The sequence below is a fragment of the Nodosilinea sp. LEGE 07298 genome, from assembly GCF_015207265.1.
In the GTDB taxonomy this organism is placed as follows: domain Bacteria; phylum Cyanobacteriota; class Cyanobacteriia; order Phormidesmidales; family Phormidesmidaceae; genus Nodosilinea.
This window is the reverse complement of the sequence record NZ_JADEXE010000192.1, coordinates 1-13087: the sequence shown is the minus strand read 5'-3', so window position 1 is coordinate 13087 and position 13087 is coordinate 1. Positions and strand designations below refer to the sequence as shown.

Annotated in this window: 12 protein-coding genes and 1 pseudogene; 2 read left to right on the top strand and 11 right to left on the bottom strand. The window is 54.6% G+C overall.

All coding sequences use genetic code 11. The annotated features are described in order from the left end of the window. Nucleotides 1-970 (bottom strand): annotated as a pseudogene (locus IQ273_RS22140) (hypothetical protein); the annotation flags it as partial. A 209-nt stretch (nucleotides 971-1179) separates the two neighbouring features. On the opposite strand from IQ273_RS22140, the gene IQ273_RS22135 reads away from it, so the two are divergent. After that, complete coding sequence (locus tag IQ273_RS22135) at nucleotides 1180-3489, top strand: ComEC/Rec2 family competence protein (RefSeq protein ID WP_194025333.1); 2310 nt, start codon at nucleotides 1180-1182, stop codon at nucleotides 3487-3489. Nucleotides 3490-3554: 65 nt separating this feature from the next. Here the strand turns inward: IQ273_RS22135 and IQ273_RS22130 are convergent, their stop codons facing one another. Further along, nucleotides 3555-4046: a hypothetical protein gene (locus IQ273_RS22130; RefSeq protein ID WP_194025332.1), complete on the bottom strand. Its 492-nt coding sequence runs from the start codon at nucleotides 4044-4046 to the stop codon at nucleotides 3555-3557. Between the two features lie 261 nt (nucleotides 4047-4307). Here IQ273_RS22130 and rfbB point away from each other — a divergent pair, with 261 nt between their 5' ends. Further along, nucleotides 4308-5393 (top strand): dTDP-glucose 4,6-dehydratase, encoded by a 1086-nt coding sequence (rfbB, locus tag IQ273_RS22125; protein ID WP_194025331.1) that lies wholly within the window; start codon nucleotides 4308-4310, stop codon nucleotides 5391-5393. Here rfbB and IQ273_RS22120 read toward each other — a convergent pair. From IQ273_RS22120 to IQ273_RS22080, 9 genes are all read right to left on the bottom strand, one after another. Then, the gene (locus IQ273_RS22120) at nucleotides 5385-6566 is read right to left on the bottom strand and encodes a glycosyltransferase family 4 protein (protein WP_194025330.1); all 1182 of its coding nucleotides are present in this window, start codon (nucleotides 6564-6566) and stop codon (nucleotides 5385-5387) included. The genes rfbB and IQ273_RS22120 overlap by 9 nt on opposite strands. 50 nt (nucleotides 6567-6616) lie before the next feature. Then, on the bottom strand, nucleotides 6617-7348 hold the full coding sequence (locus IQ273_RS22115) for a class I SAM-dependent methyltransferase (protein WP_313898197.1): 732 nt from the start codon (nucleotides 7346-7348) through the stop codon (nucleotides 6617-6619). A gap of 113 nt (nucleotides 7349-7461) precedes the next feature. Beyond that, the gene (locus tag IQ273_RS22110; RefSeq protein WP_194025328.1) at nucleotides 7462-8379 is read right to left on the bottom strand and encodes a glycosyltransferase family 2 protein; all 918 of its coding nucleotides are present in this window, start codon (nucleotides 8377-8379) and stop codon (nucleotides 7462-7464) included. Then, entirely contained in the window at nucleotides 8380-9108 is a 729-nt protein-coding gene (locus IQ273_RS22105; RefSeq protein WP_228053582.1) for an FkbM family methyltransferase, read from the bottom strand. Nucleotides 9109-9117: 9 nt separating this feature from the next. Beyond that, nucleotides 9118-10380 (bottom strand): flippase, encoded by a 1263-nt coding sequence (locus IQ273_RS22100; RefSeq protein WP_194025327.1) that lies wholly within the window; start codon nucleotides 10378-10380, stop codon nucleotides 9118-9120. Between the two features lie 87 nt (nucleotides 10381-10467). Then, entirely contained in the window at nucleotides 10468-10617 is a 150-nt protein-coding gene (locus IQ273_RS22095; protein WP_194025326.1) for a hypothetical protein, read from the bottom strand. Nucleotides 10618-10733: 116 nt separating this feature from the next. After that, complete coding sequence (locus tag IQ273_RS22090; RefSeq protein WP_194025325.1) at nucleotides 10734-11165, bottom strand: DUF29 domain-containing protein; 432 nt, start codon at nucleotides 11163-11165, stop codon at nucleotides 10734-10736. A 142-nt stretch (nucleotides 11166-11307) separates the two neighbouring features. Then, a complete protein-coding gene (locus IQ273_RS34935; protein WP_194025324.1) occupies nucleotides 11308-12237 on the bottom strand; it encodes a DUF2887 domain-containing protein in 930 nt (309 codons plus the stop codon). 25 nt (nucleotides 12238-12262) lie between these two features. Beyond that, the coding region (locus IQ273_RS22080) for an ABC transporter permease (RefSeq protein ID WP_228053575.1) at nucleotides 12263-13087 on the bottom strand (825 nt) is incomplete at its 5' end.

Genomic DNA, 13087 nt, shown 5'->3' with positions numbered 1-13087 from the left:
GAGTGGTCACGGCGGCGCGGGGGGCCGTCACAATGTCGGCGCGCACTACGGGTGAATTGGGTGACCTGGGTGAACTGGGTCTGCCACCAGCGGGGGTCAGTACGCCAGGGCGAGGGGTTGAGGGAGTAGCCTCAGCAGTGCGATCGCCCTCAGCGGCCGAGGCTTCGCCGAGTTGGGTTTGCGCTGGCACGTTTTGGATGGGGGTAGGCGAGTTGGCCGAAGGCAGGGTGCTGATGTCGCTCAGGCCAATGGAGCCAAACTCTTGCTCTGACAGGTCGGGGCCGAGGGGTTTAAAGCCTGCCTCTCCCTGGCTGGCCAAGTCCGCTGGGGCCGCATCGTCGGCGGGAGTGCCTTTGAGACGGCGGGTGATGGGATTGTCGCTGAGGTGACTGATGGCCTGGGGCGAGGTCACCAAATAGCCAAAGCTAGCGCTACCGACGAGCAGCAGCAGCAGGGCACCCATGCCCAAAGGAGAGGTGAGCTGACGCATGAGAGAAGGGGGATCTTCATCCTCCTGCGGGGGCTGGGTGCGACTGGGCCGACTGCCTAGCAAGGCTTCGGTGCTTTCTAGATAGTCTTCGGGGGAGGGGCGATAGGTGGTCAGAGTGCCGCCGTGGCTCAGCCGTACCTGATTGACAGCGCTAGGCGGGTAGGTCTGGCTGGGGGGCATTGGTGCCTGCCCTAGCAGATCTTGAAGGCGAGCGTTAGCCGGTGGCGAAGCCTCTGCTGCCGCTGGGGCGGCAGTTTTAAGCGCAATCAAATCGATGGGCTTACGGTTTGAGCGCAGCTGTAGCCGGGCTGGCGCTGGCACGGTAGCACCCTGGCCAGCGCGATTTTGGCGATAGCGGTGCAGTTCGTCATCCAGGTTGAGGGCGAGGCTCTCGATCGCCCGCTGCAGGCGCACGTGCGACTCACCTGAGGGGGCAAAACTCTCAGGCCTGGTGGATAGACCGGAGGGCAATGGCGTCATAGTCATCATCTCCTGGATGTAGCACTGATTAATACTACTGATTTCTCAAACGTTGGCAACTAAAAAGTACGAAATGTAGCGAGCAAAGCCTTCCCTTAGCGACAGAAAACGATTGATCTAGCTGAAGTTGGCTGACCGGAACGCCGCGATCGCAGTGATTTTGAGCCCCCAATCGGGCTTTCTAAGCCTATCGGGTGCAACAAAAATATATGCATAATTGGGTGGGTTTGCTAGGGGCGATCGCGTACTGTGCGGGGCTGCTCGGGGTCAGTCTTATCGTGCGTCATCTGGGGCTAAGCCCCTGGCTGGGGGTAACGGTCGCCGGAATGGGGGCGCTAGCGGCGGCAGGGCTGGCTGCCCTGGTGCTGCCGTCGCGTTGGTATAAGGGGCCAACGGCCACCCAGTGGCTGGTTGTGGGGGCGATCGCGCTGTTGGCTACCCTCAACTATGGCCTGCGGTACCCTGCTCCTGGGGTGCTCGACATCAGCCGTCTGCTGGCCCAGGGCGAAGCCGCCGGAGCGCAGCAAATCGTGTGGGGCCAGGTGCAAGAACTGCCGCGCCTCTCTCGCAGTGGTCGGGGACAGATCTGGCTTAAGACCGACCAGGTGCGGCGGCTCGATGCCCAAAATCAGCCCCTCAGCGCCCCTGGCATTACCCAGGGCAGGCTTTACGTCACCGTGCCCGCCGAGCAAATTGACGGTCTGTTTCCAGGGCAGCGGGTGCAGGTGCAGGGCAAGCTCTACGAACCTGCGCAGGCCAAAAACCCCAACGCCTTTGACTTTCGCCAGTACCTGGCCAGCCAGCGCTGCTTTGCCGGGTTCACAGGCGAAAACGTCATCCCTGGCCAAAGTCAGTCACCGCCCCGGTGGGCGCTGTGGCGAGTCCGACAGCGTATTGCTCGCGCCCACGAGGCCCGGTTGGGGATCCCAGCTGGGCCGCTGGTCAGCGCCATGGCCCTGGGCCGCAAGGCGGTAGCCGTACCCTACGACATTCAGGATGCGTTTATGCAGGCGGGTATGGCGCATACCCTGGCCGCTAGTGGGTTTCACGTATCGCTGGTGCTGGGAGTCGTGCTCGCGGTGCTGGGGCACCGGGCCATTTCAACCCGGCTGGCGAACCCAGGTCGCGCCAAATTCATCGCTGGCAGTGTGACCCTAGTGGTTTACATGCTGATTACTGGCGGGCAGCCCAGCGTTATGCGGGCTACAGTTATGGGCTTTGGGGTGCTGGTGGGCATTGCCCTAGAGCGCAGCATTAAGCCTCTGGGCGGCCTGCTGGTGGCGGTAACGCTGCTGCTGCTGCTGCACCCAGACTGGATTGACGACATTGGTTTTCGCCTCAGCGTGATGGCGACCCTGGGACTGATGGTAGCGGTCAAACCCATTACAGAAAAGCTGGAGTGGCTGCCGACCACGCTGGGAGCGGTGGCAGCGGTACCCCTGGCCGCCTACCTGTGGACAGTGCCACTTTCTCTATTTTATTTCAACACCCTCACCACCTACAGCATTCTGCTCAACATGGTGACGACGCCCCTGGTGATGGTGATTAGCCTGGGCGGTATGGTCAGCGGCCTAGTGGCGGCGGTGTGGCCAGCGCTGGGTGCTCTGGTCGCCTGGCCGCTGTGGCTGCCCACCCACCTGCTGATTGCCCTGGTGAAGTGGGAGGTGAGCCTGCCTGGCAGCGCTCTGGCCACGGGCCACATTTCGCTGGTGCAAATGTTTGGGCTGTACGGTCTCTACTGCTGCTGGGGCTGGGGAACTGTAAAGCGACGGGGGCTGGTGGCCCTGCTGATTGGGCTGCTGGCCCTGGGGCCGCTACTGTACCAAGGGGCAACGCGATCGCAAGTCACGGTGCTGGCAGCCGGTAGCGATGCCGTCATGGTGGTGCAAGACGGGCGATCGCCCCTGGTGGTCAACAGCGGCACCGACAGAACGGCCTTCTACACCGTGGTGCCCTTTCTGCGCCAGGCAGGTATTAACCAACTGACTAGCGCCATTCACGGCGACGACAGCGACGGCGAAAACTGGCGCACCATTGCGGCTAAAGCCCCCATTCACAATTTTTATGGAGCCAGTTCAGCTCTGGCCGCCGCCCCTGCGGTCAAGCAGTTCCACTCGCTGACGGCGGGCCAAATTCAGCCGGTGAGCCGCCAGCGGGTGCAGTACTTACAAGCCGGGGCGCGGGGGCTACAGCTAGATCTGCTGAATCGCCACTGGCTACTGCTGCCCAACCTCACCCCAGCCCAGCAGATGCCCTGGATTCAAGCCCATCCCGGTCTGCAAAGCGAGGTGCTGTGGTGGCATGGCGAAGCGCTGAGTGCAGAGGCGATCGCGGCCATTAACCCTGAGGTAGCGATCGCCTCTGGCCCCACCATCGACCCTGCCACCGAAGCCCAGCTCAAACAGCAGAACATTCAGGTCTTCTGCACCGAGCGCGATGGGGCCATCACCTGGAACCGCCACCAGGGCTACCAGGCCTACCTAGCCGCGCAGCAGCACCCGGCTGCCGGGTTCGACTAGTCCCCTACAGCACCCGCCAATATCTGTTCCTGAAACCCAAAACCCTACACCCAAAACCCCCTCTCCTACTGCACCAACAAGTTGAGTTGATAGCTGATTCGCCCAGTGCCACCGGTCTGCTGCTGTACCACAGTACCGGGGCCGTTGAAGGCGATCGCCACCGAGGCCGAGGCGGGCGAATAGCTGCCCACAATAGTGACCTGGGTAATCGACTCGCTCAGGTAGGGGCTGACATCGATAAATTCTGAACTGGTGCCCAGGGGCACGCGGGTATGGTCATCGATTTCGATATAGCCCTGGAGCGACGCGCCACCGGGCACGCTCACCGACAGCAGGTGGGGTTCGTCTAAATTGGCGCGATCGAGGGTGATGGTATTGGTCTGACGCTGGTAAGAATCCATCACATCTTTAGCGCTGGCCTTAGCCAAAATGGTGCTGAGAGCCGTATAGTTGCCCCCAAAAGATTGATTGCCGTTAGCGGAGGAAGGCCCCACTGCGGCGGTAACTGCCACCAAAATCAAGAGAGCAACCCCAAGGGCCGATGGATGTTTCATCATCAATGACATCTCCAGGAAGAGAGGAAGGTCGCACCGAGGCCAAAATAATTGAGCCAGATTAGCACAGCCAGAACTAAGGCATACCGTCATGCTGGTCAAAGACCGATAACCCGACTGAGCCAGGCTACAGGACACCGCTATGGCCAGGTAGGTTCCCTTCCCAATCCAAGACCGCTCCTGAAGGGTTAGTTCCAAATGTCGATGCGAGCCACGGCCATACCTGTCTATTCACCATCTTGTAGCACCTAGGAGTTTGCCCCGATGCTGCCCTCGTTTGCGGATTCGACCTCAACTCGACCGCGCCGGTTGCTAATTACCGGCGGTGCCGGGTTTATTGGCTCCAATTTTGTTCACCATTGGAGCCAGACCTATCCGAGCGATCGCATTGTGGTACTCGACGCGCTTACCTACGCGGGCAACCTCCAAAACCTGGCGGGGTTAGAGCAGCAGTCCAACTTTCGCTTTGTGCAGGGAGATATTTGCGATCGCGCCCTGGTCGATCAACTGCTGCAATCGGAGGCAATCGATACCGTTGCTCACTTTGCCGCTGAATCCCATGTCGATCGCTCGATTTTGGGGCCAGAGGCCTTCATTCGCACCAATATTCAGGGCACCTTTACCCTACTCGAAGCCTTTCGCACCTACTGGCAGGGGAGCCAAACCGCTCGCTTTTTGCATGTGTCTACGGACGAAGTGTTTGGCAGCCTTGGCCCTACCGACCCACCCTTTAGCGAAACCACGCCCTACGCGCCCAACAGCCCCTACTCGGCGTCTAAGGCCGGTAGCGATCACCTGGTGCGGGCCTACCACCACACCTACGGCCTGCCCACCCTGATTACCCACAGCTCCAACAACTATGGCCCCTACCAGTATCCCGAAAAGCTGATTCCGCTAATGTGCGTCAACATTTTGCTGGGCCAGCCCTTGCCGGTTTATGGGGATGGCCAAAATGTGCGCGACTGGCTCTACGTGGGGGACCACTGCCGTGCCCTAGAGGCGGTGATTCAGCGGGGTAAAGAGGGGCAGACCTATGCGATCGGAGGTAATAGCGAAGTGAAAAACCTGGACTTGGTGAAGACGCTTTGCAGTCTCATGGATGAGCTGGCTCCTGACCTGCCGACTAGACCGGCCAAACAGCTCATTACCTTTGTCAAAGATCGACCGGGCCATGACCGGCGCTATGCAATCGACGCCAGCAAAATACGGGCTGAGCTGGGCTGGGTGCCTAAGGAGACCCTAGAGAGCGGACTGCGTCAAACGGTGGCCTGGTATCTCACTCACCGCGACTGGTGGCAACCCCTGCTCATGGAAGAGCATAAGGCTTTAGTGAGCCAGCGGCTAGCTTAGTAGATCCTGATATACGGCCAGCGTTTTTTGCCCTAGGTGTGGCCAGCTATAGCGCTGTTGAACTTTGTCATATCCGGCCTGACCTAGGGACAAGCGCTGATTGGCATGGCTGAGCAAATAGATGATGCGATCGCTAATTTCTGCCGCCGACTGCTCAACTAAATAACCATCCTGCCCATCGCTCACCACCTCTGCAACAGCCGGAATGTTGCAGCCGATCACCGGCTTTTTGAAGCTCCAGGCTTCGGTATAGACTCCGCCAAAGCTTTCTTGGCTGGAGGGCACGCAGAGCAGGTCGCAGGCGGCTAGGGCATTGGTCTTGTCTTGCCGAGAAACGGCTCCCAGGCGGTGAATGCGAGGGTCGGCAAATTCGGTAAAAACAGCCTCGGAGGTTTTTACGGCAGGGCCGACAAACACAAAGTGGGTATCGGGGTGCTGAGCCCATACGGCGAGGGTAGCTTCGAGTACCTGTCGGTAGCCTTTGTAGGGATAGTGCTGGCCTAAGAACAAGACGACTGGCCCCGTTAGCCCGTGGGCAGCGCGAAAGGCAGAGGGGTCGGCCTGGGGGGCCAGCACGGGGCCGTGGCCGGTGACATGAATGCGATCGCGGGCTACGCCTAGATCAGCCAAAATTTTGGCTTCGGCCTGGGTTAGGGCGATTACAGCGTCGGCCTGCTGGTAGAGCTTGAGGTATTCGCGGTAGCGCCAGCCTACCCAGCGGGGGTGGTGTACGGGGGTAAGCACAAAGGGAATGTCTCGCTGCCGCGCTACTTGAAGCGAGGCATAAGTTAACCCTTCGCGGCCAATGCGGACGTTGTGGATGAGGTCGCTGGTGTGGGCCAGGGCGGCAATGGGTTTGGCAATTACTTGGGCAATGGGGGGCAGGGCAGCGGCCATCCAGGGGTAATACAGGGGCAGCCAGGGGGCCATACGGAGCTTGTCGGCCCAGCTAAAGGCCAGGCGATGCACAGAAATGCCGTCAACGACATAGTTATAAGGGTGGAGGTAGGCTTTGAGCGTGGTGCCTAGCAGCCAGTCTGTACGGTTGTGGTTCCAAAAGGTGGCAACTTGGATGGAGTGAGCCGCATGAAGCTGCTGACCTAGCAGGTGCTGGTGAAGCTGGGCACCGCCAATGTATGGAGGATAGGCGGTGAGGGTGTAGAGAAGATGCATAGCGATGGTTAAGCACCTTGGAACGATAATATTGTGATTAGCAGCCCTAGCTAGTCTTTAAATGCGATCGATTGAAGAGCAGCACCTAAATTTAGACGAGGAGCAATATTGTAGATAGCCTTGATTACGCTCTGTAAGGGTACAGGCAAATGCTGTGTGCTTTCAATCATTTGGGGAGCGCTGGTGAACACAAAAACGCGCTTAAACCCAGCTTGCCTTAGGGCGTATTGCAATGACCTAGGCTGAAAATATGTAATATGCTCAGGCGGAATAATATGTGACCATTTTGCCCCTCGCAACCTCGCCCCTAAGCTATCTATATTTGGGGTTTCTAAAAAGATAGCGCCTTCATTGCTGACCAGTTGATATAATCGCCTCAGCATTGCTAATGGCTCAATCAAATGCTCAATGACATGGTAACTGGTGATTAAGTCATAGTTTACCTCTGGTAACTGTAAAGACGTAATTTCTCCTGTCAGGATAGGAATGCCAAGGCGACTAGCAATCTTGTCTGCCGCAGTAGCCGATAATTCGGTACCCGTTACTTGCCAGCCATCGCGCTGAGCAACTTGCAAAAAATCTCCTGTGCCACAGCCCACATCTAGCAGTCGGCGGTTGGGCTTAGATGCAATCTGGACATCAAACTGTTTCAACACATTACATAGTGACTCATAGCGATGATGGGCAAATCCTGTCCCCACCATTGAGCTGGTGTCAAAGTTTTCTCGGTATTTTTGATCGTTATAAAAAGTCTCTAGCTCATCGATAGTAGGACGAGGCACAAACAGAACCGTGCCGCAGTTTTTACAGCCTATTAACCCACCATTGTCTAGAGTATGGAGCTTTCTGTAACTGGTCTTAGTACAGATAGGGCAAACCGTTCTAGATGTCATAGCTAAAATCCAAGAAGGCGTTTCGTTTTTCCAATGGCTCGCGCCCTGAGACCAAACATAGTACGTTGTGTAAAGTCATCAGCTTTTTGATTTCGCACGATGTAACTAGGGTGCTGAAGTGGGAAAGCCATAGTTTGTCGCGGCAAATTGGCAAAGTGATCTTTTCTATTGCTTAAGTGCGTACCGCCTGCTGAAAAACCCAAATTGCTGACCAAATTAACATTTGGCAAGATTGTTAGCCCACTCTGAAGCCAGCAAGCCAAAGTCCAGCAGAAAGCCCAGCTATTAATTTTTCCCGCATAAGTTTTTTCAAACTTATTTTGCCAATAGCGAGATGCCCAGCGGTTATCTAGGATGTCATTGAGTAATTTTTGGTCACGAATTTCTGGCCATAATTTCATACCTTTGTCGTACTGATGCCAAGCTCGCCGCCAGGTGGCCCAGCCCCAACAGTGGGGATAGCGTGAAAAGTAGTAGCTGTCTTGAGTGCGCTGATGGCCAAATTGAAAATTATCTCCAGAAATAGCCATGATACGCTCATCGTCAAGATATCGACTCAGCAGCTCTTCGCAGTAAGGGAAAAAAGACGGGCTTGGCAAACAGTCGTCTTCCAAAATGATCCCCATTACTTCATGTTTAAAGAACCAATTTATGGCACTTTCAACCGCAGTTTTGCAGCCCAAATTTTTATCTCTAAATAAGGTTTTTATTTCACATTTCCAGTCGATGTTGTGAATTACATGGTCTTGTACAGCTTGAACTGTTTCGGCCTCACCTGCATGGGTATTTCTCGGCCCATCACAGGCTATGTAAAAACGAGGTGGTCGAGCTGCACGAATTGCCTCAAGCACTTGCTTAGTTGTATCTAGTCGATTAAAGATCAAGAGCAAAACAGCAGCTCTGGACGAGGCAAAAATCATCTAGTTGGTTTTCTCTAGACTGCTTAGAACAAACAACAGAGTATTTAAGGTTTTTGCTTTCAATATATATCCCTGTGCTCTTAAGAAGGTAAATATTTCTGATTTTCCTGGATCTTGAATATCGAAGTCTCTCTCTTCTACAGCTATAAGCCTAGGACGAAATTTGCCCCAGTCATTTGACTTCAGTACATTTAGATCTTCTCCCTCTACATCTACTGAAAGAAAATCAATCACTTGCCTGTCTGGCAAATATTCGTCAAGAATAGACTTTAAAGTTCTTGGTCTAAGTTCAACCCTCTTAGTCTCTATATATTTAGAGTCACCTCTTCGAAAGTTGCTTGCATTAAAACTATTAAGAGCTGGCTCATTAAAAATTGAGAAACAAATCGGCTCTGTTCTAGAAGAAATAGCCGACTCTACATTTATGTCTCGTGGCCTAAAAAAATTGAAAGGTTTCATGCTGCCCGGAGCAGCATCTATATTTATGCCTCTCCAACCTCGGCGATAGAAAAAATATGTATTAGAAAAAAGCTTGGGATGATGTGCTCCAATGTCGACATAAAATCCATGACTTTTCCCTTCAAGCAACCTTCTTAAAATCAGATCTTCGCCCTCTTGGGAAAAGGAGCGTTGAGAATAGGCTCCAAACAGCAACGAAGTCACAGAAATAAGCTTTCTTCTGCCGGAATAGGGAATGAGATCTCTGAGAATATTCTTTGCAAAATTCATGCTGGTGTTCTATCTCAAGAAAATAGCCTTGCTCATTATAAATGTCATCTTTCGGGTTGATGGAACCAAAAATCCTAGTGCATAGGCCGACAAAAAATATGAAAATAGAGTTGCTGCGCTGGCACCGACTGCAGAAAATCTGGGTATCAGGAAATAGTTTAGCAACACATTTGAGATCGCCCCTACCAAAGTGAATAAGAATGACAAAACCAGGAGATTCTCTGTAGCCATCCATAGGCTTCTCACGGTTCCCAGAGAGACAAAAACTCCTGACCAAGCATGGATGAGCAGGACTCTTGATGAGTCAATATAATCTGCCCCAAATAGAGTGGCTATAATGGGTTTTGAGAATAAAGTTAAAACTAAAATTGCACAGTACGAGAGCGCTACAATAACTCTAAAAAGTTTTTGTAGCTGCTGCTGGTAACCCCTCTCATCGGAATGTTTAAGCTTTACGATGGCCGGAAAAACCGAGCTTGCTATGGTGATCGGAACAAAATACCAGCCCTCAGATAGCCTGACTGCCGCCGAGTAAACTCCCACTGCTTCATCGTTAGCAAGCTGGCCAAGCATAACTTGATCGATGCGCATATAAACCATGATGGCCACCCCCGACAATATTAGGGGCCAGCTATGGTGCAGCAATTCTACCGATCGCCTGAGGCTAAACCGCCATCTTTTTGTAATGTCTTCCGTCCTCCAATAGACCAGGAACAGACCCACAGCGCGAATCACGGGTTCGAGTACGTAGGTAAAGCCAATTGTGATTAGCGACGCCTGATTCAAAATACAGCCAACGCGGGCGAGGCTGGTTGCCCCATAGGCCGAACTGCGGGCGACAATATCGCGCTTAGCCTGAATCTGAGATTGAAACCAGAACGTGACTACATCTGAGACCTGAAAAACTATGCCTAGGGCCATTAGCCCTACTAGCCCTTGCAGCAATGGCTCTGAGGGCCTGAGCCGCATGATTAACCCGATTGTAACGGTTGCACCTAACATCCCAGCGATCAACCGTAGCCCTAAAGCCGAACCTAGAGTTGTTTCGGTATGCTCGGGGTGTTGCACAATGTCGCGCACAACAATTTTATCTAGCCCCAGGCTATAAATAGGTGTGAACAAAGCAACAAATGCGATCGCAAAATTTAAGCTGCCAAATTGCTGTGGACCTAGATATCTAGCTAGCCAAACGCCAATAGTTAACTCACCAACAGCCCGAAAAATTTTATCAACAAACATCCAGCTAGTGTTGCCCACCAGCTTTTGAGCCATAGGGCTGACTAGCTGCCGTTGCAAGATTGGGGGCAAAACCTTTAGCCAGGGGGGGGGCATTACTAGGTATTAATAAAGATTAAAAGGTTACAAGGAGTGGCACAGGCGACGACCCAAAGATTTAGCGCGATCGCTCAGCACATCGCGCAGGGCCACATAGCAGGAGTTGCCCTGCTGCTGCTGGCCAAGAACATACTTTTTGCCGAGATTTTCGAACTGAATAACCGGATCAGACATGAGGGGCAGTGGAACGGGGGCAGTTCACTTAGCTGGCGCATCCGCCATTGTGCTCATTGTGCCCCCCGAATTTATGAAAGTTGCACGTCCTCACACTTAGTTACCCGGTCCGCACTCTAAGGCCAAAAGTCTGCATCCATAACCTGCTCAAAGGTGTACGGGCAGCACTCGAAAAATTGTTCATCGGGCAATCCTGTCTCTGCGATCGCCAGTAACCTAGCCTCCTCCCAGCCCTCTGTCATCGCTTCGTCAACACGAGGTTTCAAGCCTGGGTTACGCCGCAACAGCTTGCCCAAAGACAGCTGCTGCACTCGAACGGTCGCTCGCCAGCTATTGGAGCGCTGCCAGTGCTGCACCTGCCACTTCAGCAGATGGGCCATCAACTGCACCAGGCGGGATTCGAGCTGGTCGTAGTGTCTGTTGCCCAAGTCCTCAATTTCCTCAATTAAGTGACCGCGATCGAGCAAGCTAAGCTTCCCCTCGCGCAGCAACTCTGCCTGCTTGCGAGTCCATGAGTAGAAATCAGTATCGTAGAGAGACTCGGACATTGCACCTAACCAACTTGAGCAGCATGTAACCCTGAAAGTCGTTAATACCTCACCTCCTCACATTTAGATACCCACATTGCGCTAGTGCTTTGGTAGGCCAGGGCAACGGTTCAACGTCGGAGATGGGGCGTTGTCGGACCGCTTAAGCCTCCGCCTCTGTCGCAGCATCGCCCTCTACTGGGTGGGCCTGGAGCCAAACCTCTAAAGCACTCAGGTCAGCTAAATCAAATAAAACCTCCGATAGCCCATCGAGCTGTGCCAGGGGCAAAGCCCGAACATGATCTACCTGTGCCTCAGACAACGGCCCTAAACAACGGGTTAAAAACCGAATTAGAAGCGTTGTCTCAGCTTCTCTCCGGCCTTCCTCACGGCCTTCCTCACGGCCTTCCTCACGGCCTTCCTCGCGGCCTTCCTCGCGGCCTTCGGCCAAGACCTCTTGGTAAAAACGGGTTTGCCGGATGTCAGCCGTTTTGATGTCTAACATCGCCAGAATCTCCTGAGTGGTCAACTGCGGGAATCTATTGATTAGTATAGCTTCCACCAGATTGAGCATCTGCTGAAAAGCCTCTTCTCCCTGGGGTTTGACGGTGCGCAGCAGGCTACGCGCCGCCTGGGCCGTAGCGGCACTGGGCAGCACAATCAGCTGGAGCAGAGCTAGGGCCGGGGGGAGCTGGGTTTCGTGCAGCAGGTCTTGCAGGTAGATGCGCTGCACCTTATCCTCTAGCAGATCGGCATAGGGCGCTTCGCTACCCAGCCTTTGCTGGCGCGACTGAAGAATGAGCAGCCCGCGCCAGGGGCGATCGACCTGGTACTGGTAGAGATACAGGTAAGTTTCCGCGAAGTAGCGCCCGTAGAAGCGGCTGTCGGGCTGCATCTGCGCCTCCAGGAAAATGACCGGCACCGCCAGATCATCCGAGAGCGGTATCAGCAGCCCGTCCAGACGAAATTCGCTCTCTTTGACCACCGGCGCGACGTACTCAAAGGCGCAGTCGGCAGGCAAACCAGGAATCAGGTCAGCCAGCAGGGCAGGCTGCGCGAGAAAAATTTGGTAGTAGAGTTTATCAGTTCTCACGCGATCGCACCCTTACACCCCCCGGCTAAATCACATCGGCAAAGGTGCGCTCCATACGGCGGAAGTAGAGAATGCCTGTGACCAGCAGCACCACCACCAGCAGCAGCGACAGCAAAAAGCCCGGCCAATACAGTTGTACGTCGCCGCCAATAATCGCCCAGCGAAAGCCGTCGATCACCCCCACCATGGGGTTCAGCGAGTACAGCAGCCGCCAGCGATCGGGAATGATGGAACTGCTAAAGCCCACGGGCGAAATGTAGAGGCCAAACTGCACCAAAAACGGCACCACATAGCGAAAGTCGCGGTACTGCACGTTGAGGGCGGCTAGCCATAGGCCAGCACCCATAGCCGCTGCAAAGGCGATCGCAATAAACAAAGGCAGCATCACCACCCGCCACGAGGGTATTTCCTGGTACCAGGCCAGCAGCCCCAGCAAAATAATGCCCGAGATTAGAAAGTCCACAAAGCTGACGATGACGGCGCTGGTAGGTACTACCAGCCGAGGGAAGTACACCTTAGAGATCAAATTGGCATTGGTGATCAGGCTGTTGCTGCACTCACTGAGGGCATTGGCAAAAAACTGCCAGGGCAGCATCGCCGAAAACACCAGAATGGGATATGGCGCACCCCCCTCGCTGGGCAGGTTGGCCAGGCGACCAAACACCACCGTAAACACCACCATGGTCAAAAACGGGCGAATCAGCGCCCAGGCCACCCCGATCGCGGTTTGCTTGTAGCGCACCAGAATATCGCGCCAGGCGAGAAAGTAGAACAACTCGCGATAGCGCCACAGATCGCGAAAGTATTGGGCTTCGGTGCGGCCCGCCTCGATGATTAGTTCGGGTGGAGC